The sequence below is a fragment of the Sporosarcina sp. OR05 genome, assembly GCF_041414805.1.
GTDB classification, from domain to species: domain Bacteria; phylum Bacillota; class Bacilli; order Bacillales_A; family Planococcaceae; genus Sporosarcina; species Sporosarcina saromensis.
In genome coordinates, this window is sequence record NZ_JANKJL010000008.1 from 1 (window position 1) to 19,022 (window position 19,022).

Below are 19,022 nucleotides of genomic sequence, written 5' to 3' on the forward strand. Positions count from 1 at the left end.
ATTTCGGTTCCAATTTGTTGATGATGAATTCTATATCTTTGTCGGTGTATTGCATAGTAGTCTCACCTCGCTGCTAATAATCACTTCTTTATAGTCGATATGTTTTTAGAAAGCTCGCCTATGGCTTTTTCTAGGGCTTCTAAGCGTCTTTCGAAGCGATGTAACAAATATATTGTAATAACAATAGGAAAGCCGAAATTGCCTATTAATTGAACGAAAGTTAAGTCATCCCACATCTAGATACCTCCTCACCTTGCTTAATGCTTTATTTTTCGACTTCGAAACAGCTTGTGGACTTATGTTCAATTCCTTAGAAATTTCTTTATCCATTAGGTCTTGAACAAAAGATAAGTACAATATTTGTTTTTGCCGTTCTGTTAAATTTTTTAGGGAATTTAAAATTCTATAATCGTGGATGTGGTCTTCTAGATGTGTGGAGTTTGTTTCTTCGTGAATGTTGTTCTCGTTGTTTTTACTTACCAATAAATCAATTACATTGCTTTCGTTATCAACATCTACCTGCTTGTCCAAGATTAGTTGGTATCGTTGATTATGAGTTCGTAATCTTCGGTCAATGTGTTTCGATTCAAAACGAATAACTTTTTCAAAATACGAGATAGCTCTTACAATTTTGTAGTATTGTTTAAAAGCTTTTTCTAACTTATCCTTATTTTCTTTAGAAGGTTCATTTATATAGTCTTTGTGTATACCTTCATGTTCTTTTTCTGATAGAAAGCTTTCTATCAATTTGTTTTCTTTAGCAATAGCAACATTCTCCATCTACATCCCCCTTTTTCAGCAAGAAAGCAAACTTATGTTCGTGTATTAGGGTAAAAAAATGAATATTCGATGAAAATTCACCAAATACCCAAAATACCTCTTTATTAATAAAGGGGTTTTTAGACAGGAAAAAACAACCCCTCATTAAAATTCTATCAATTTTATTTTTTTTAAAAAGACTTGTAAAAAAAGAATTGGATTTTTTATATAAAAAAAGCAACTGAATTAGCTGCTTCTTTGTTTTAATTGTTATTTGTTATGAACGCCTCGTGTATAACTCCAAAAACACTGTCATCATCAGTTTCATACGAAATTCCACTACCATGAAAATGAATGAGATTTTCACTCAAATTCATGTAAACGCTATCTCCTCCTGTATCTGTACGAAAGATTACAAGGTATTTTCTAGCGTCGGGTCCCAGATGTACATCTGCCTCTTTTAATTTTGTCTTCGCAGGACCTTCTAAAATATCTTTTATGGTTTGTTCGTCAGTTATTTTGACATCAGTGTAAGAATCAGGGGTTTCCTCTGTTATTGTTAATCCTATAACTGTTGAATTATTTTTACTAAATATTTTAGTTAGCATTTCTCCCCATGTTGTTTCTTTAGGTAAATTATTAATGTATTTAACCCCAAAAATAGCACTCAGTAGTACAATCGCTGTAAATAAAATTATTATATACCTTTTATTCTTCAATGATTTTCCCTCCCCTTTCTAACATTATAAAATATTTTTTGCGTAAGAGGTTGTTTTTTAAATCGCGAACTCCCCTTTATATACTAGAAGCGCTTCTGAAGAACATTTTAAAATTAAAAGGGAGGAAATAATTATGTCGAATTTAAAAATCATTACAGCGACATACACAGATGCTCAATTACATGCTTTGCGAGTTTTAAATAACCTTGTGGCAGATGCTATTGATAGGAACATGCAAAACGCTAGTTCTATTGAAACTTTTTTAAATTCTGGTCTGGCACAATATGGTCTCGTTACTACAATCTTCACAATACCAAAAATCGCTAAGTATGGAACTCTTTATGGATTAGCAGTAGCTATTGCTACCGAGATTGTTAACATGCACAATACTTTAAAACAGGATACGATAAATGGGTTAAGAGGTGGCTATTATGTCATCGACCGAATTAGAAGTAATATTCAACGACGAGGTCTTTATGCAATTAAAGTAAAATATACAACTCTTAGCTTCCACGGAACAGACTATTTTAATGGTAACTACTTTGATGACATCGATCGGAATGAACCTCGGGTAGATTACCTTCTCATTGCTGGTCAATTCCCAAATGGACAATGGGAGTATTATGACTAAATATTAACAAAGAAAAAGCGAGCAGATTTTGCTCGCTTTTATTTTTTTAAGAACTCTCCACTTTGGTTTTAAATTGACCTACGAGGATTTGATGTTAGGTGTTGATTGAATTCCAAAGAAGTGGCATTTGCTACTTCTTTTTTTGTTTCAAAGGGGAGGCGCAGGCTGGGGTGAACGGCGTGAGCCGAGAGGGTCTTAGCCCCTTTGCGTCTGATCGTTTGGCAGGAGTAAAGTACATAGACATAAAGGCACTTATAGAAGAGTGCCATACAAAGAAATATGAGGTACAGGTACGGGAGCTGATCCGCGGGAAGGACGGGCAATGATTCAACGGATGGTCGAAAACCGAGAAGCGGGTTATCGTAAAGACCACCTCGTAACGCAGGAGGAACGTCCGTTGTATCGAGAAGTTTCAGCAGCGATGGACCAGATCCAGAATTATCTTGGCCATGGCAGCGGTCGAATTGATTTGGCTGAGGTATATCTGAAAAGAGTCTGAATTTATCTTCTACAGTTGATTACTCTATTTAACTTGCAAAACTAACAGAATGAACCATCCTCAAAAAAGGCTCCTACGATAAAAAGTACGACTTGCGTTGCCCCCCTTCTTAGTAGGGACGCTTAACGGAGAAAAACCCCATTTTTTAAAAAAATGGTTTTTTTCTTTTGGTTTAGCATATTATTTACCATCACTTTCAAGGAGGCATCTCATGACAAAACCCCTTTTGGTCAAATCATCAATGCTCGTTTTAGGAATAATAGGAGTAATATTAATCACGTTTTTTGTAAAAAGTGAATCTCCTTTAGCTGTCCAGTCTTCCCAAAATGAACTTAAGCAAGTCTACGCTAATGAATTTTCAGACAAACTGCAGAACACAGGCTTTGCTTCTGAGGTTTTACAAGCTATAAGCGAAAAAGGCTATGACCCTACCAGCTCGCTTGGTTTTTTAGTAGATTCTCCCGATAAACAAATTATCGCTGTTTATTTGAAAAACATAAATCAAATAGATGAAAAAGTCATAAAAGACATCCAAGACATTGTAAATATTGCTTCCAAGAACAATAATTTTAATCCATTTACCGTTGATGTACAAATTTCAGGAGACAATTAACCTTTCTCAATCCTCTATCACTATACGAATTACGTCACTGTATCTCCCTTTTGCTGTAACATATAAATCAAACTTTCCATTACTATCAACATAAGGTCTTACATCAAATTTAGGCAAACACTTATATTCAGATTCTGTAGAACCAGTGTTTACATCAAATAAATGGACAATTATTTGCTTCGTAGACGCTTTTACAACTGAGAAGTTTATTGTATTACCTGCGTCAACACCGCCTATACAAACCCGAAGATCCCCGCCTCCTGAAGTAACTGTTGGTGTACTAGTACCAGTTGTTGAAACGTAAAGAGAGCCATCAAGAAGAGTATCCCATTCACCTGCCCCATAAGGAACGACTTGCTCATTGATCTTCATACCAATAGCCACTGGTGCAGTACTCGCTTAAGACATCGAAAAAGAGTTAAAAGAATATCTTAAACGATGAACTCACTGGAATTTCTCGTTTGATTTTATTAAAAAATAATATAAACCCGTATGAAAACAAGTTCGTGATACTTGTCTTCATACGGGTTTTTATATTTAAGGATTGCTCACTTCTTCTTGAAAACCGCACGAATCCTTGGTTCGGTTCCATTACGTATCCGTTGAATGTTTTCTCCGTGCTTCCAAATAGCCATCACGAAAAGGGCAATAGCGATTACAATTGGCCAAACACCGACCATCCAGATGGCAGCAGCGAGAAATGTTCCGTACAGCATCAGGACGCCAAACACAAGAATGTCTGTGAGCAATGCAAAGATTATAAATAAAAGAAGTCCTGCAAGACCGAAGCGCCAGTCAAGAGCAAATAACACTCCGATAATGGTAGCAGTCCCTTTCCCGCCATTGAATTTCATATGAAACGGAAAATTGTGGCCGAAAACGACTGCCACACTTACCAAAAATAATAGGGCAGTTAATGACTCAACTGAAAAACCTACACGCTCGGCAATAAAGCGCACGGCAAGGATTGCAAAAATTCCTTTGCCGATATCAATAATTGCGACAAGTGCGCCAAACCGTTTGCCTAATACGATTGTAGCATTCGATGCACCTGCATTTTTCACACCGGATTCTTTTAGATTAACCCCAGAAAACCATTGCGCTACCGTCGATCCATGTAGGCAGCCAACCAAGTAACCAAATAGAATGATGCCGATAATCCATATTGTCATAGGAATTCCTCCAAATTAAAAATAGACGTACACACTAGAAAGGTAAGTCGTTGTTAGTAAAATAACATACCCCTATCATAACACTCAGTGTAAATACAAGGTTCAGAAAAATTCTATAAAACTACTTGACATTGAAAAAAAAGAAGCCTATACTGTAGCACAAGATGAAAAACTGAATACCCATACTCTTATCAAGAGCGGCGGAGGGACTAGGCCCTGCGATGCCCGGCAACCGGCAAGTGATGAACTTGCAAAGGTGCTACTTCCTACAGATTCGTGCGAACGGACTGAAAGATAAGGGGAGGAATAAGCGTAAGCGTAACCCTCTTCTTAGCGAAAGGGGTTATTTTTTTATTCCTAAAACCCCATCGCCTCCGCATCGAACTCATTCATCTTAAAAAAACTTTTGGAGGTAATGACAATGACGAACAACTCACTTCAACCTGAAACTCTTCTTTTACACGGTGGCCAAAAGCCGGATCCTCACACAGGTTCACGCGCAGTGCCGATTCACCGTACAACCGCTTTTGTTTTCCGCGATACTGAACACGCCCAAAACCTTTTTGGCTTGCAAGAAGCAGGCAATATTTACACGCGCATTACAAATCCGACGGTCTCTGTTTTTGAAGAACGCGTCGCGTTACTCGAAGGAGGCACTGCTGCAGTTGCGCTCTCTTCAGGAATGGCAGCTATTGCATTTTCCATTTTAAATATTGCAGGTGCAGGAGATGAAATTGTTGCAGCAAGCAATTTATATGGTGGTACGTATAATTTATTCGCCGTGACACTCCCTCGTTACGGAATTACTGTGAAATTTGTTGACGCTGCGGATCCTGAGAACTTCCGCGCGGCCATTTCGGATAAAACGAAAGCCATTTTTGCTGAAACAATTGGAAATCCGAGCCTACAGGTGCTCGACATTGAAGCGGTCGCTAACATTGCCCATGAAAACGAAATACCGTTCCTCATTGATAACACATTTGCATCCCCATACGGATCAAATCCAATCGAATTTGGTGCAGACGTAGTCATTCATTCTGCGACAAAATGGATTGGAGGACATGGTACAACAATTGGTGGTGTCGTCGTAGATGCAGGGAAATTCGACTGGACACGAGGCAAGTTCCCAGGTTTCACAGAACCAGATGGTACTTACAATGGTCTACGTTATGGTATTGATGCAGCAACTGCAGCGTTTGCGACAAAGCTTCGTGTGCAATTGTTACGTGATTTCGGCCCTTGCTTAGATGCGGATAGTGCATTCAACTTCCTGCAAGGTCTAGAAACTTTGCACTTAAGAATTCCGCGTCATAACGAAAATGCGCAAAAAGTTGCCGCGTTCTTACAGGCTCATCCGTCTGTTGAATGGGTGACATATGCAGGCCTTGAAAACCATCCGACACATGAGAATGCGAAGAAATACTTGAAGAATGGATTCTTCGGCTCAATTATTGTTTTCGGCATCAAAGGCGGGCGTGAAGCAGGTCGTAAAGTGATTGACAACATTACCCTTTGGTCTCATGTGGCGAATGTGGGTGATGCAAAGTCTCTCATTATCCATCCGGCTTCTACGACGCATCAGCAACTCTCTGCAGAGGACTTGAAAAATTCAGGTGTGCCTGAAGAGTTGATTCGCCTATCGGTTGGTCTTGAATCACCTGAAGACATTATTGCTGATCTTGAACAGGCAATTGCAAAAGCGGTACCTGTGACGCAGCGATAAGGGGGAGGTCTCCTTTTCTTTAGTACATGACAAGGAAAAGAGGCTACAGCAGCGAAAGATTATAGGGAGGTGGCGGCATACCGTCAATAAAAGCCGCTATAATCGGCTTCGGAACTGTCGGAGAAGGCGTTTATAAGATCGTAAACGAAAAAAGGCAGCAATTGAAACAACATACAGGCTATACGATTGAAATTGCTTCTATTTTAGTAAGAGACGTTACAAAGAACAGGGCGGTCGCTCCGAGTGTCCTCGTAACATATTCGATTGACGACATCTTGAACGATCCAGAAATCGATATCATTTTTGAGGCAATTGTGGATGAAGAGCCGGCGTACACGTATTTGTCGCAGGCGATTGAAAAGGGAATCCATATCATTACGGCTAATAAAAAGATGTTTGCCAAACATGGCCCAGCTTTATTGAAACACGCAGAATTCAGAGACGTACAAGTCGGTTTCGAAGCGACAACGGCTGGTGGTATTCCAATTATCCGGACAATCGAAAATCTGTTGGCGGGGGATCGTGTCCATCGGGTGCAGGGCATTTTAAATGGGACATCTAATTTTATCTTGACTGCGATGCGAGATGAAGGAGTTACTTTTGAAGAAGCCCTTCATCATGCTCAAAAAAAGGGGTTTGCTGAAGCAGATCCGACAGATGATATAAGTGGATTTGATGCGTTTTATAAATTAATGGTTGTCAGCTCATTAGCGTTTGATGAACAGCCTGAATGGGAAGAAGTGTCAGTCGTTGGGATTGATCATATCCAAACCGACGATGTGTTGGAAGCTTCAAAAGCTGAACTTCGCTATCGTCACGTAGCGGACATCCGAATTGACGATGAGGGGAAGTTGTCAGGTAAAGTAGGTCCAGTCCTATTAGACGCTGAACATCCTTTTTATGCAATTGATGGCGTCGATAATGCGATTATCGTCGAAACGGATTATTTAGGGAAGTTGACGTTAATTGGTCCAGGAGCAGGGATGTATCCTACCGGCAGCGCCATGGTCGCAGATCTTGTGCATATAATACGTCAGCTAAAGCCAGTTCCTGTTCTAAGCTAACGATAAAGTGAAAAAAACCGCGTGAAAGCAAGAGGCTTAGGCCTTGGCTCCACGCGGTTTTGCTATTATTTCTTTGTTTTAGAAAGCTTCAATTCTGCATTCATATCTTTAATGAGCGATACAACCATTAGCAAGATAATGAAAGAGAATGGCAACGCTGCAATAATGATTGTGTTTTGCAACGCGGTCAATCCATTGACAGAGAGCAAAATCAATGCAATGGAAGATTGGATGACGCCCCAAATGATTTTTACACTATTCGGTGGTGTCAAAGAGCCATATGTCGATTGCATACCTAATACGAATGTCGCTGAGTCAGCGGACGTAACGAAAAAGGAAGCAATGAGCAAGATGGCAATTAACGAAATGAAGAAGGACCATGGCATCGTACCAAACATATCAAATACAACAAGTTCAATGGACGACTTTGATAAGTCTGCTATCCCTTCTTTTTGTGCAGTAATGGCTGTCGTACCAAAAGAAGAGAACCAAATCATACATAATAAAGTCGGAGCCAATAATACACCAATCATGAATTCACGGATTGTACGTCCTTTTGATACCCGGGCGATGAACATACTGACGAATGGAGCCCACGAAATCCACCATGCCCAATAGAAAATTGTCCACATATCCAGCCATTCACGATTGCCTTCATTCAAAGGAGCGGTTCGAAAACTCATTTGCACGAGATCGGTCAAGTAACCACCGACGGAATCCGTAAACATGTTGAAAATGAGTAGTGTCGGTCCTAAAACGACCACAAATACAAGCAATGCAATTGCTAGAACAAGATTTGTGTTGGACAAGTATTTAATTCCTTTACTAATTCCAGTCCAAGCCGACATGATGAATAATACAGTGACGACTGCAATAATGATGAATTGCGAAGTGATCCCCATTTCGAATCCAAACAAATAGTTCAGTCCTGCGTTAATTTGAACAGCACCGAAGCCGAGCGTTGTCGCAACGCCAAAAGCAGTTGCAAAAACGGCAAGTACATCCACAAGTGTACCCCAAGAGCCTTCCATCTTTTTACCGAATATCGGCTTCAATGTTGCTGAAACTAACCCCGGTTCGCCTTTTCGAAATTGGAAATAGGCAAGTGCCAATGCGACAATACCGTACATGGCCCATACGTGTAAGCCCCAGTGAAAGAACGATTCACGCAATGCTTCCTTGAATGCTGCATCCGTGTTCGGTTCCTTCGTCGCTGGATTGATTGCATAGTGTGATAAAGGTTCTGCAGCTCCGTAAAATACGAGGCCAATCCCCATCCCGGCAGAAAATAGCATAGCAATCCACGTCACGGTTGAAAATTCAGGACGATCTGTGTTTTTGCCCAAACGGATTTTTCCGAACGGACTAAAAATCAAAAAGAGACTAAGTGCCAATAATACAGACATAATCATCATGTAATACCAGCCGAATGAAGCGGCTACAAAGTTCTTAATTGTTGAAGTAACGGTTTCAAAGCTTTCAGATGCAAGCACCCCGTAACCGACGGCCAAAATAATAAGACCGATTGTGATGTAAAATACATTTGAGATTTTTCTCATGTTTCCCCCTATGCAATTGCGTTTTTATAAACGACTATAAACTATACCAATCCTATTGAAGGAAAGCAAAAGCGTTCCGTGTATGAATATATATGGAATTGTTTTATTTTATTTTTTTATCATGCGAATGAAACAACATAGCATCAATAGTTATACACGGAATTGGTAGTAATTATTCAAGAAGGGTAGGTGAAGGAAATGATGAAAAAATTGAGTCGATGGTACTAGGGTTTTTCGCGTTAATCTTCGTCTTTAATATCTCGGTCTGGAGGGATTTGTTCACTTAAATACTCCGCGATTTGGCGTTTGACTGTTTCTAGCTGTTTAAAATACAATTCAAATTGCGCTTGGTTCACTAAAAATTCATTGCCATTGTGAATACCCTTGATACGCCCTTCCAAAACATACTTCTGCACTTGGCTGACGGGCATGCCTAAGTAATCTGCCGTTTCTTCAATTGTCATATACATGGAGAGTGCTCCTTTCTTTCATAAAAAAAGAGACGGAAATCCGCCTCTTCTTCAAATCAACTTTTCGAGATTGATTCGTTTATTTAACGCAATCATTACTGGAATGCCGACCATCATGACGACAAATTCCCCAACTGCAACGAAAAGCCATGTAAGTAAAAATGGAAGTTCTAACACAATGTTTAATTCCCAGGCGATGAGGAACATCGTTACTGTGAACACCAATGTGTTAAATAACATCCTTTTATAAAGTCCACTGATGAACTTCGCTGAAAAGATTGTAATCGATAGCGCGATAACAGATTGTCCGACACCGAATACCAAATCAATTGGTCCAAGTTCAGAAAACAATAAGTTCGCGACAAACACACCGAGTACAATCCCAATGATGTATTTTTTATTGAAAACGACGAGATGGTTGAACATCTCTGACAAACGGAACTGGATGTTTGTGAAGCCGAAAGGGGCTATCAAAAACGTGACAGCTACATACAATGCAGCGATAATGCCACTTGTTGCAAGCGTTTTAACCTTCATATTCATTTCTCCTTAGTTTTTTATCGTGGGATGGTTACGAACCACGAGGCATAAAGCCTACATGCCAGTGTAGCATATTATACCCGTCCAAACAACAGGCGATAGATGGATGGACGTGTGGTAAACAGTGTGAATCGGTATGGAATGACCGATTTTGAGAGCTTTTATTTATTGAAGAGATTTAGTAGTAGCTCCCAAACGGATCCGGCTGATAAAAATAATTAGGTGATTGCTTTTCATTAGAATAAGGTTGATGGTAAATATGGGTGGCGGCCGGTGACAAAGGGGGAATGAGCCATGCCCAGTTTCCGGTAACGGCCCGTCCACTTTTTCGTTCGTTTTCTTCAAAGCGCTTAAATTGCTTTGCAGCTGTATGGTGGTCGATGATCGTCACACCAGCTTGTTGGTAAGAGTGCAATACGGCTATATTTAACTCCACCAAAGCTTTGTCAATCCATAGTGAACGGTTTAACTTCGTATCTAGTCCCATTAAGTCGGCGATACGTGGCAACATATTGTAGCGGTCAGCATCCGCCAAATTTCTTGCCCCGATCTCTGTTCCCATATACCAACCGTTAAACGGTGCCATTGGGTAATCAATGCCCCCAATTTCTAACCGCATGTTTGAGATGATCGGAACCGCATACCATTTCAAATTTAGCGCCGCAAACCCTTCGATTTCAGGATGGATAATCGGTACTTCTTTTACAATTTCCTCAGGAATGGAAAACCATTGCGCTTTTTCTCCGTCTGCTTGAATGACAAGAGGGAGTAAATCGAATGGTGTTTTTTCCCCATGCCACCCGAGATTTTCACATACCTCAGTCAGTTCAAGGGACGCTGAATCGCCAATAAGTTCCGCTCCATCTTTATAGCCGGCGTACCGAAGCAGTTGATGGTTCCAAATCCGAAGTGGATCTTTCCCATTTTTGCGTGGAGGGAAAACGGTAATAGTGGAGCGGATTTGCCCATCATTTGTTGCATATGCAATGTGGTCGACTAGTTTTTCAAATGCATCTTCTGCTGAAACCACATCACGCGCATCAACAATGTGTAATGTGTGCCAAAGCAACCGTCCGATGCAGCGATTACTATTGCGCCAAGCCATTTTCGCACCGTGTTCCAATTCAAACGGTTTGTGCGTATAGGTCCCCGTTACATCGATTTCATGTTTAATTTCCGCTAAACGATCGAGTCGATCTTCATCTGATTTCCCCAGTTCAGCATAACATTGTGTAATAAACTGCGTTGCTTCTATTAGTAATGTACGAGCTGTTGAAGTTTGTTCCATTGTGCTGCAACTCCTTTCATACAGCTTACCATAAGGAAGCAGGGGATCATTCAGCAACAATGTAAACAATTCATGAACGATTTATGGTGTTGAACAGGTGAAGGACTTTGGGGAGTTTAATGGGGGGAATTAAATGCAGATACATTGTATGTGAATATGTATAGATAATGTAGGTTGCCTAGGCATACGCGTAAAATTCCCATCGAAACATAGCTTGGCAGTTAAGTTATCAATAACGTTGAATGTAATGGGGGTGTTGAAAGAATTTATTGTTGCTAGACCTTCTTTTGCTAGGTGAAAGGTCCCTTTTTGGCGATAACTTTGTGAACTTGATCGATAACTTCTCGTATCCAACCGAATAAATTGTGAACTCAAATGATTAGAAGCATCCGCTGCGCGGAAAAACCTTTAGTTGGTCAAGTGCATGTAGCGCGACAAGAAAATAGTATTTACAGGTGTCGTTTCCGCGGGAGTAGATGAGTTGCGGAGCGTTTGAATGATGCGCACAAAATGCCTTTGCCATTAGTAAGGTTTATGGGCAGGCGTGTGCTAGTAAAAAGGTCATGAAATGGCGATAACTTTGTGAACTTGATCGATAACTTCCCGTATTCAATCGAATAAATTGTGAACTCGATCGATAACTCGACGTATTCAATGGATAACAGCGACTGCTTGATCGTCTCAGCTGCAATACGTAAAGAACGACATGAATTATATGGAAAACAGGTTCATTTCCGCCGAAAACATGCTATATTCAAATTAACAGGGGAGGGATTTCTTTGTCGCAACGCATTGCTTACATAACAGTCCTGCTTGGCGCGATGCTATGGGGGACGACTGGTACAGCTCAGACATTCATGCCACAAACGGTTCACCCATTAGCGGTCGGTGCGTCGAGGCTCGCTGTAGGTGGGTTTACGCTGCTGATCGTAATGCTACTCTTGCGCAAGATTGAATTTCGCAATTGGCCATGGAAAGCGACACTTTCAGCTGCGTTGGCGATGGCGATTTTCCAATACTGCTTTTTTACGTCCATTCGGTTAACGGGCGTTGCGATTGGAACGGTTGTCGCGATTGGGAGTGCGCCGATGTTTTCAGGACTTATCGAATGGTTTATTCACAAAAGGCGTCCTACGCGGGTATGGTTGACCGCTACAGCAATGGCAATTGTCGGTTGTATTTTACTCTTTTTAAATAAAGAAGGAATGGCCGTCCATCCAGTAGGCGTGACGTTATCGCTTTGTGCGGGTTTACTATTCGCATGCTATTCATTGTTTAACAAACAAGTAGTGGAAAAAGTAGCGGCCATAACATCTGTGGCAGTCATTTTCTCAGCGAGCGCCATGATGTTGTTGCCGTTTTTATTTATGTTTGAAACAGAAGGGTTATTGACAGTGCCGGGCATTTCAACGATGCTCTATCTCGGCATTGCTACGACGACCATTGCGTATATTCTTTTTTCAATCGGTTTGCGAAACATTCCTTCCTCATCAGCCGTTACACTGTCATTAGCCGAGCCACTAACTGCTGCCATTCTTAGTGTAGTTGTAGTAGGCGAAAAACTGTCGGTCGTCTCTTGGTCAGGAATCGCCTTGTTATTAGGGGGAATTCTCGTCTTGACGCTAAGCGGTCGGCAGAAAAAGAATGTTGGGTAATAAAGACAGTAAAAACCGCAAGCAACCGTTTTTCCAACATCGGCTGTTTGCGGTTTATTAAGAATTAATACCAGTCAAAAACTACTCCCAAGACAAGCACGACAATTATAACAAGAATTAGTACGCCGGTCGTTTTCCAACTGACACCACCTACAAGATCAGCAAGATTACCTTGTCGCATCCCGTCACCTAAAGCATTCATGGGACTGTTCTTCAACTCGTTTTGTCGCAAGCGTTCGCGCTGTTCGGCAGGATTCTTCTCTTCATCCACCTAGTAGCCCTCCTGTTCATACGTCATGCATCGCCTCTCATTTTTACATACACACGTGTCGCTAAAAAACCTAACACAATGAGCAAAGTTGCCAACATGCCGCCTTCTAAACCAAACGCTCCTCCTGTCAATAATTCATTGCCACCTTCCACCGAAATGGAATAGATTCCATGGGGAGTCGTTCCGCTCACAGGAAATCCGAAGACGTTTCCTTGCACATAATTCCATGTAATATGATAGCCGATCGGTAACCACAAACTTTTCGTCACATCGAACATATAAGCAAATAACACGCCGACCAATGCAATGTTCAGTAACCCTATTAGGCTTACATTCGGGTTCATGCCATGCGCCAAGCTGAAGATAACAGCTGAAACGATATAGATCAGCCATTTAGGATTCCCACGATCAGCCATCGTCCTCATCACATAGCCTCTAAAAAACATTTCTTCAAAGAAACCAACGAGAATGAATAATAGAAGAAACGTCAAGGTATAGACGGAAAACTCCGGTTGGGAAAAAGGATTCAAAAGCGTGACATCCCCAGTAGCGGAAAGGATGATAAAAATAAGGACAATCGAAATGGCTCCTAACAACAAGCCGAAACCTAAGTCTTTAAGCGGCCTTCTGAATCCGAGTGTGTGTAAAGTGCCTTTATTTAAAAACTTCCATAATAAAACCGTGACGAGCATGCCGCCAATCGTACCGCCTCCTTGCGTAAGAAGGAAAATCCAAGGATAGTCGTCAAAGGAAGCGAGGAGATCAGCTTCTGAACCCGTCATCATTGAAGATGAATCAGTAAAAAGTAAGACAAATACACCTGGCAAAGCGAAAAGCTGTTGTCCAACAAACATACTCACAGCAGCAAGTAAAAGTATCCAACCGGCACGTACTTGATTTGCATCGTTTTTAAACAATTGTATGTTCCCCCTGTAAAAAATTTTATAGTTAGCGGATTAATCGCGTTGTAAAGCGAGTAATTACTCATCGCAATTTTTCTATAAAAACGTAATGCTTATGCAACTACTCTTCCAACCTTTTCCTATATACGCTTATTGTCTCAAAGATATGCAAAAATTGCATTAGTTATTATGGAGGGAGAGGAATAGGAGATGGTTACGAACTATTTTGGTGAGATCGTTGCTTTAGAATGAAGAATGCAGCGTTTGACCCAAAGACCCTCGATTCATGAGGGCGCTATCCTTAAACGAGCCAGTTCAGCACTGATTATCTAGATAAAGGAACTTCAAGACGCGTGTAAACCATCTATTCATGGGAATGAAGTCGCACCATTGCGGCATTTACCGATTTACCACCGATTCGGAGGGCTTTACCACCGATTCAGAGGAGGTTACCACCGATTCGAAGGACTTTACCACCGAATCAGGGCAGTTTACCACCGATTCAACGACCCTTACCACCGATTCTCCATTCCACTCCCTTTTCATACCAAAAGGGGGAGCGCCGAGTTTGTTGTTTTTGATTTATCACCGAATCAGAGAGCGTTATCACCGGTTTGAGCCAGTTTATCACCGAATCGGAGAGTGTTATCACCGGTTTAAGCCAGTTTATCACCGATTCGGAGGAGTTTATCACCGATTCACAACTTCCAGAAGATAATTCTCAGCAATCTCATCCTGTTAGCAGGCCAAAACTAGTTATCACCGCTCGTTGTGAGTTTATCACCGCTTGTCGATGTGTTATCACCGCTCACCGGCAATTTATCACCGCTCAACTGCTGTTTATCACCACTCATCCAAATAAAGGAATTTACATACGTTCACAACCCAACTATTCGTACAAATGAACCCCAGTCACATTCATCCACTTACACAAGTCCCCAAAAAAACCTCCACTTCAAAAAGTAGAGGCTAGTCTTCATCAAATTTTTCCGTTATGCAGTCGTGCCAATTCTTCATCGATCCGTCCGACGTCAATCCGTTCAAATAACGGTTTTACTGGCGGCAATACACGACTACCAACAGTCACTTCTTGCCACTCGAACTTTTGCAATTTTAATAGCGCGCCCACATCTTCGCTTGAAAAAGGAAGGAAAGGGGAGAGAAGCTGCGCGAAGTTGGCAATTAAGTAAACACAAGTTGCCATCGTCTGTTGACAAGCATCTTCAACTTCCTTAATTTGAACCCATGGCTTTTCATCATCAAAATATTTATTCGCTTTCCGAACTCCATCAAAAATTATTTCAATTGCTTCTTTAAAATGCCCCTTTTCAATCTTTTCCCCGACCTTCGGATAAAGATCACATATCATTTCCTTCATGGCCACATCAATTTCGGCTTGCGGTACAACACTTGCAAATGAGTTCTCAATGAATTTCAACGATCGATTAACAAAGTTGCCATACGCTCCTAATAGTTCTGCGTTGTGACTGTAAATGAACTCCCGCCATGAGAAATCAGCGTCACGGTTTTCCGGGGCGTTCGCCGTCAAAAAGTAGCGCAATGAATCAGGATGATAGCGCTCAAGAATGTCAGGCACCCATACCGCCCAATTTTCGCTCGTCGACAATTTCCGCTTCTCTAGCGTCAAATATTCATTGGAAATGACATGGGTCGGCAATGCGTGTTGCTGGTCGATTCCCATAAGGATGGCGGGCCAGATGATCGTATGGAAAGGGATATTGTCCTTGCCGTGCACATAATAGGAAACCATGTCTTCATTCCAATACTCCTCTAAATCCGTTCGGTTCAACGCTGCCCATTCCCGGCTCGCAGAATAATAGCCCGTGACGGCTTCGATCCATACATACACTTTCTTTCCTTCATAACCGAGAACGGGGATGTTAACGCCGTTTGCTAAATCCCTTGAAGCCGCACGGTCATGTAACCCTTCCTGCAAATACCGTTCAGACTGGTTAATGGCATTATCTCGCCAGCGGTCTTCAACTTTCGCATTCGCTACATACGTTTCCAATTGCTGTTGAAAATCACTTAATTTGAAATAAAAGTGTTCCGTTAACTTCGTCGTCGGTTCATTCCCGCACAGGGCGCATGTACGGTTTCTTAGTTCGGATGGATCCAAAAGCGAACCACAATGGTCACATTGGTCGCCCCTTGCTTTAAGACCACAATGCGGACAAAGCCCTCTAACAAAGCGATCGGGTAGAAACCTTTCGTCAAATTCACAATAGGTTTGTTCCGTCTCCTTTTTGAAAATTAACCCCCGATCGACTAATTTCAAAAATACGTGACGAACAATTTGATGGTGGAATGTTCCATCTGTTCTTGTGTAAATATCGTATGTAAAGCCGAGCTTCGCAAATGAAACTACAAACTCTGTGTGGAAACGGTCAGCAATCTCCTTCACTGATACATTTTCCGCATTGGCGCGAATCGAAATGGGTGTACCGTTACAATCACTCCCGGAAACATACAGCACTTTCTCCCCTTTTAACCGATAGTATCTCGCTAAAATATCTCCAGGTAACAACGCTGCGATATGTCCGAGATGTAACGAGCCATTCGCATATGGCCACGCTCCGCCTATAAAAATTGCCATTATAACTCCTCCTCATTTTAAGTACAAAAAAACCCCGCCCCTATCGATCACAATCGATAAGGACGGGGTTTTTGCCCGTGGTACCACCTTACATTATAACCAGCTCACACTGATTACCTCCAAAAGTACGCGCTAAAAAAGCGTTATACTTTGACGTAGATAACAAGCGCCAATTCTCGTCGCAGCCTACTAATCCGTAGAGTGTTCAGTGCGAAGCTCAAGGATCATGTTCGAAAGATTTGTCCGCTTCATTTCCACCATCAGAAGCTCTCTATGCGACATCCTCTTCCTACTTTTCCCTTTCACAGCCTTTGTAAGATGTTGTTGTTTTGATTATAATCACTTTATTTTAATAAATCAATAGACAAAATCAATTGGTTGGTGGACGGTGTTTCTCTGTATCCTTTTCAGTATCCTTCTGTTTATTCGCTTGATTGTTCTTGCCAATCACTTCAAAATCATCAGGGCTGATGTCAAAACCATAGCCAAACTCTTCACGGTCCAACGTATTGCCTTTTTTCATCTTCTTTTTCTTTTCTTTCGCCATCTGCAATCACCTCCCGTTATAGGGAAAGCATGTTCATTTTAGAATGGATTATTCGAAAATGTGGCATCCTAATAATGTGAATTGATTAGCGTTGGAATTACTCTTTTATATACAGTGAAAATGTGTAAATGGCTTCACCTTTTACCTCGCCGTCCCATATCGCTTTAACAGACATGTAATGCTTTCCGGGAGTTTCAGGTGCTTGGACAGTATTCTCATTCACTTCGATTGGTTTCATTTCCTCACCATCTTGGATATAAGCGATGAATGAATCCGGTTGTGGGAAATCCCAATCATCCAAAGGAATCGAGAAGCGGAAAGAAATAGTCTCGCCAGGTTCAACATGATTCACATGTTCACGCTCCAAAAATTCGGAAGGTAATGTCGGTTCGAGAGCACATTGCTTTTCAGCATCTTCCCAACAATACTTGTCGTAGTATGCCCATGCTCCGAAATTATTAATGCTTACATCAATTACAGGTTTTAAACTAATTGCCTTATCGACTTCCGCTTCTTTAGGCAACTCTTTTTCATCCTCTGCACAGCCTACCAAGAATAGTGTAGCGAACAGCAACAACCATTTTTTCATTGGAATGCATCTCTCCCGTATATACAGTATTTGAAGATTCTACCAGTATATTATTAGCATACCATTAGGAGCTCGTTTTCTCTATGTTATTTTAGTGTATTTTCATATTATTTTGATTGATTTTTACGTTAACTTTGTTTGATCGACATCTGTAAACACCTGTTTTGTATTTTGCTGCACCATTAGAAAAATCAAAGCCCATACACTCACCAAACTTAACAATGCTAGTGCAATGATCGTCACGCGAAGGGACATGAGATCCGCGACCAAACCCATTCCTAGGACAAATAAAATTTGAAAAAGGCTTAAGACGACACCGTATAAACTTGTCACACGGCCCATATATTCAATTGGAATCTGGTATTGGTACCAAGTCGTATAGCCAGTGTTGGCGAATGCATTGAAAAATCCAAGGAGAATAAATCCAGTAGCAATCATTAGAAAAGATTGGCTGAAAGCATACAGCAAATACCCGATTGACACCATGAACAAACCACCGCCGAACAGGATGCGTATCGATAATTTATTGGCAAACAAAGCAACCGCTCCTGCACCTCCCAAGGCACCAATGCCGGTAATACTAATAAGTAAGCTGTAGTCAATTTCACTTAATCCAACAACTTGCTGTGTAAAAACAACCTCTTGTGCATCCATCGCAAACGTCATGAGCGTGAAAACGAGGTACACACCGAGAACAACCATTACCAACAGTCTCGACTTGCCCAAAACAACAACCGCTTTCAAGTCTTGCACAATCGCTTGAATGGATAACGGATTCAGCCCAGCTGTCTGTTTTGCATCCACGTTCGGTAACCATAATAAAATAAGAGCTGAAATGAAGAAGGACGCCGCATTCATCCAAATCGCAAAATGCACAGAGCCGATGAGGAATAAAACGCCTGCGATCGCGGGACCAATAATGAATGCACCAGATGTCGTCAACGAATAAAATGCATTAAACCGCTTGCGCTTTTCCTCGGGAACGAGTGTCGTTGTATACGTGAGCGAAGCAGGAGCAAAAAAGGATTTCGCCATGCTAATAAACCAAAGCAAAACGTAAACGCCCCACACGGAGCTCATGAACGGAACAAGTGCTACCAAAATTCCTCGAATAATATCTGTCCATATCATCAGTCTTCGTTTGTTTGACCGATCAATGACACTGCCGGCCCAAAATCGTGTAAAAATAGCCGCTGCTGGACCGACAATCCACAACCCAGCAACCGCCGTTGCAGAATTCGTCATTTGAAAAACAAGCAAGTTAATCGCCACTAAATAAATAAAATCCCCCACCGTCGACAATCCCATTGCGCTAAGCAACAGTACAGGAAACCGCCAACCCGACCAATTCTTTGTAGAGTGCTCCATAACCATCTCCCCCAAACTACTACTATTATACTATTT

General features: G+C 41.4%; 21 protein-coding genes, 2 riboswitches and 1 other annotated feature. Of the genes, 6 read left to right on the plus strand and 15 right to left on the minus strand.

What is annotated here, in order from left to right; all coding sequences use genetic code 11:
• Positions 1–80 precede the first annotated feature (80 nt).
• From NRI27_RS12130 to NRI27_RS12140, 3 genes are all read right to left on the minus strand, one after another.
• The gene (locus tag NRI27_RS12130; RefSeq protein ID WP_371390906.1) at positions 81–236 is read right to left on the minus strand and encodes a YvrJ family protein; all 156 of its coding nucleotides are present in this window, start codon (positions 234–236) and stop codon (positions 81–83) included.
• Positions 226–780 (minus strand): sigma-70 family RNA polymerase sigma factor, encoded by a 555-nt coding sequence (locus NRI27_RS12135; RefSeq protein WP_371390907.1) that lies wholly within the window; start codon positions 778–780, stop codon positions 226–228. Before NRI27_RS12135 ends, NRI27_RS12130 begins: the two co-directional genes overlap by 11 nt.
• 242 nt (positions 781–1,022) lie before the next feature.
• On the minus strand, positions 1,023–1,478 hold the full coding sequence (locus NRI27_RS12140; RefSeq protein ID WP_371390908.1) for a hypothetical protein: 456 nt from the start codon (positions 1,476–1,478) through the stop codon (positions 1,023–1,025).
• A 133-nt stretch (positions 1,479–1,611) separates the two neighbouring features.
• On the opposite strand from NRI27_RS12140, the gene NRI27_RS12145 reads away from it, so the two are divergent.
• The 3 genes from NRI27_RS12145 (at position 1,612) to NRI27_RS12155 (ending at position 3,221) form a co-directional block, all read left to right on the plus strand.
• The gene (locus tag NRI27_RS12145; protein ID WP_371390909.1) at positions 1,612–2,109 is read left to right on the plus strand and encodes a hypothetical protein; all 498 of its coding nucleotides are present in this window, start codon (positions 1,612–1,614) and stop codon (positions 2,107–2,109) included.
• Positions 2,110–2,431: 322 nt separating this feature from the next.
• Positions 2,432–2,608 (plus strand): hypothetical protein, encoded by a 177-nt coding sequence (locus NRI27_RS12150; RefSeq protein WP_371390910.1) that lies wholly within the window; start codon positions 2,432–2,434, stop codon positions 2,606–2,608.
• A 211-nt stretch (positions 2,609–2,819) separates the two neighbouring features.
• A complete protein-coding gene (locus NRI27_RS12155; RefSeq protein WP_371390911.1) occupies positions 2,820–3,221 on the plus strand; it encodes a hypothetical protein in 402 nt (133 codons plus the stop codon).
• A 6-nt stretch (positions 3,222–3,227) separates the two neighbouring features.
• Here NRI27_RS12155 and NRI27_RS12160 read toward each other — a convergent pair whose 3' ends face one another.
• Positions 3,228–3,605: a hypothetical protein gene (locus NRI27_RS12160; protein ID WP_371390912.1), complete on the minus strand. Its 378-nt coding sequence runs from the start codon at positions 3,603–3,605 to the stop codon at positions 3,228–3,230.
• Positions 3,606–3,769: 164 nt separating this feature from the next.
• Complete coding sequence (locus NRI27_RS12165) at positions 3,770–4,393, minus strand: glycerol-3-phosphate acyltransferase (RefSeq protein WP_371390913.1); 624 nt, start codon at positions 4,391–4,393, stop codon at positions 3,770–3,772.
• Between the two features lie 185 nt (positions 4,394–4,578).
• Positions 4,579–4,694: riboswitch (SAM riboswitch) on the plus strand.
• Positions 4,695–4,814: 120 nt separating this feature from the next.
• Between NRI27_RS12165 and NRI27_RS12170 the strand changes: the two genes are divergently transcribed.
• Together NRI27_RS12170 and NRI27_RS12175 are read left to right on the plus strand one after the other, a co-directional pair.
• A complete protein-coding gene (locus tag NRI27_RS12170) occupies positions 4,815–6,116 on the plus strand; it encodes an O-acetylhomoserine aminocarboxypropyltransferase/cysteine synthase family protein (protein ID WP_371390914.1) in 1,302 nt (433 codons plus the stop codon).
• Positions 6,117–6,193: 77 nt separating this feature from the next.
• Positions 6,194–7,180, plus strand: a complete 987-nt coding sequence (locus NRI27_RS12175) for a homoserine dehydrogenase (protein ID WP_371391046.1) — start codon at positions 6,194–6,196, stop codon at positions 7,178–7,180.
• Between the two features lie 65 nt (positions 7,181–7,245).
• Here the strand turns inward: NRI27_RS12175 and NRI27_RS12180 are convergent, their stop codons facing one another.
• The 4 genes from NRI27_RS12180 to NRI27_RS12195 all read right to left on the minus strand — a co-directional run bounded on the left by NRI27_RS12180 (position 7,246) and on the right by NRI27_RS12195 (position 11,037).
• Positions 7,246–8,739: a BCCT family transporter gene (locus tag NRI27_RS12180; protein ID WP_371390915.1), complete on the minus strand. Its 1,494-nt coding sequence runs from the start codon at positions 8,737–8,739 to the stop codon at positions 7,246–7,248.
• Between the two features lie 239 nt (positions 8,740–8,978).
• Positions 8,979–9,209 carry a helix-turn-helix domain-containing protein gene (locus NRI27_RS12185; RefSeq protein WP_317944948.1) on the minus strand — a complete coding sequence of 77 codons (231 nt, stop codon included), beginning with the start codon at positions 9,207–9,209 and terminating at the stop codon, positions 8,979–8,981.
• A gap of 51 nt (positions 9,210–9,260) precedes the next feature.
• Positions 9,261–9,746, minus strand: a complete 486-nt coding sequence (locus tag NRI27_RS12190; protein ID WP_371390916.1) for a QueT transporter family protein — start codon at positions 9,744–9,746, stop codon at positions 9,261–9,263.
• Between the two features lie 6 nt (positions 9,747–9,752).
• Positions 9,753–9,797, minus strand: a riboswitch (PreQ1 riboswitch).
• Between the two features lie 130 nt (positions 9,798–9,927).
• Entirely contained in the window at positions 9,928–11,037 is a 1,110-nt protein-coding gene (locus NRI27_RS12195; RefSeq protein ID WP_371390917.1) for a nitric oxide synthase oxygenase, read from the minus strand.
• A gap of 779 nt (positions 11,038–11,816) precedes the next feature.
• Here NRI27_RS12195 and NRI27_RS12200 point away from each other — a divergent pair.
• Positions 11,817–12,692 (plus strand): DMT family transporter, encoded by an 876-nt coding sequence (locus NRI27_RS12200; protein ID WP_371390918.1) that lies wholly within the window; start codon positions 11,817–11,819, stop codon positions 12,690–12,692.
• A gap of 64 nt (positions 12,693–12,756) precedes the next feature.
• Here the strand turns inward: NRI27_RS12200 and NRI27_RS12205 are convergent, their stop codons facing one another.
• From NRI27_RS12205 to NRI27_RS12230, 6 genes are all read right to left on the minus strand, one after another.
• Positions 12,757–12,963, minus strand: a complete 207-nt coding sequence (locus NRI27_RS12205) for a DUF6366 family protein (protein WP_371390919.1) — start codon at positions 12,961–12,963, stop codon at positions 12,757–12,759.
• 23 nt (positions 12,964–12,986) lie between these two features.
• Positions 12,987–13,880, minus strand: a complete 894-nt coding sequence (locus NRI27_RS12210; RefSeq protein ID WP_371390920.1) for a CPBP family intramembrane glutamic endopeptidase — start codon at positions 13,878–13,880, stop codon at positions 12,987–12,989.
• A 964-nt stretch (positions 13,881–14,844) separates the two neighbouring features.
• Entirely contained in the window at positions 14,845–16,482 is a 1,638-nt protein-coding gene (metG, locus tag NRI27_RS12215; RefSeq protein WP_371390921.1) for a methionine--tRNA ligase, read from the minus strand.
• Positions 16,483–16,537: 55 nt separating this feature from the next.
• Positions 16,538–16,797 (minus strand) — a binding site (T-box leader).
• Positions 16,798–16,852: 55 nt separating this feature from the next.
• Positions 16,853–17,029 carry a hypothetical protein gene (locus NRI27_RS12220; RefSeq protein ID WP_317944960.1) on the minus strand — a complete coding sequence of 59 codons (177 nt, stop codon included), beginning with the start codon at positions 17,027–17,029 and terminating at the stop codon, positions 16,853–16,855.
• A 97-nt stretch (positions 17,030–17,126) separates the two neighbouring features.
• Positions 17,127–17,618, minus strand: a complete 492-nt coding sequence (locus NRI27_RS12225; protein WP_371390922.1) for a hypothetical protein — start codon at positions 17,616–17,618, stop codon at positions 17,127–17,129.
• A 123-nt stretch (positions 17,619–17,741) separates the two neighbouring features.
• Positions 17,742–18,986 (minus strand): MFS transporter, encoded by a 1,245-nt coding sequence (locus tag NRI27_RS12230; RefSeq protein WP_371390923.1) that lies wholly within the window; start codon positions 18,984–18,986, stop codon positions 17,742–17,744.
• Positions 18,987–19,022 lie beyond the last annotated feature (36 nt).

What these genes read in the sequence shown, in the direction of transcription:
- NRI27_RS12130 (WP_371390906.1), bottom strand. Translation starts at nt 236, where the DNA reads ATGTGGGATGACTTAACTTTCGTTCAATTAATAGGCAATTTCGGCTTT.
- NRI27_RS12135 (WP_371390907.1), bottom strand. Translation starts at nt 780, where the DNA reads ATGGAGAATGTTGCTATTGCTAAAGAAAACAAATTGATAGAAAGCTTT.
- NRI27_RS12145 (WP_371390909.1), top strand. Translation starts at nt 1,612, where the DNA reads ATGTCGAATTTAAAAATCATTACAGCGACATACACAGATGCTCAATTA.
- NRI27_RS12150 (WP_371390910.1), top strand. Translation starts at nt 2,432, where the DNA reads ATGATTCAACGGATGGTCGAAAACCGAGAAGCGGGTTATCGTAAAGAC.
- NRI27_RS12155 (WP_371390911.1), top strand. Translation starts at nt 2,820, where the DNA reads ATGACAAAACCCCTTTTGGTCAAATCATCAATGCTCGTTTTAGGAATA.
- NRI27_RS12165 (WP_371390913.1), bottom strand. Translation starts at nt 4,393, where the DNA reads ATGACAATATGGATTATCGGCATCATTCTATTTGGTTACTTGGTTGGC.
- NRI27_RS12170 (WP_371390914.1), top strand. Translation starts at nt 4,815, where the DNA reads ATGACGAACAACTCACTTCAACCTGAAACTCTTCTTTTACACGGTGGC.
- NRI27_RS12180 (WP_371390915.1), bottom strand. Translation starts at nt 8,739, where the DNA reads ATGAGAAAAATCTCAAATGTATTTTACATCACAATCGGTCTTATTATT.
- NRI27_RS12185 (WP_317944948.1), bottom strand. Translation starts at nt 9,209, where the DNA reads ATGTATATGACAATTGAAGAAACGGCAGATTACTTAGGCATGCCCGTC.
- NRI27_RS12190 (WP_371390916.1), bottom strand. Translation starts at nt 9,746, where the DNA reads ATGAAGGTTAAAACGCTTGCAACAAGTGGCATTATCGCTGCATTGTAT.
- NRI27_RS12195 (WP_371390917.1), bottom strand. Translation starts at nt 11,037, where the DNA reads ATGGAACAAACTTCAACAGCTCGTACATTACTAATAGAAGCAACGCAG.
- metG (WP_371390921.1), bottom strand. Translation starts at nt 16,482, where the DNA reads ATGGCAATTTTTATAGGCGGAGCGTGGCCATATGCGAATGGCTCGTTA.
- NRI27_RS12220 (WP_317944960.1), bottom strand. Translation starts at nt 17,029, where the DNA reads ATGGCGAAAGAAAAGAAAAAGAAGATGAAAAAAGGCAATACGTTGGAC.
- NRI27_RS12225 (WP_371390922.1), bottom strand. Translation starts at nt 17,618, where the DNA reads ATGAAAAAATGGTTGTTGCTGTTCGCTACACTATTCTTGGTAGGCTGT.
- NRI27_RS12230 (WP_371390923.1), bottom strand. Translation starts at nt 18,986, where the DNA reads ATGGAGCACTCTACAAAGAATTGGTCGGGTTGGCGGTTTCCTGTACTG.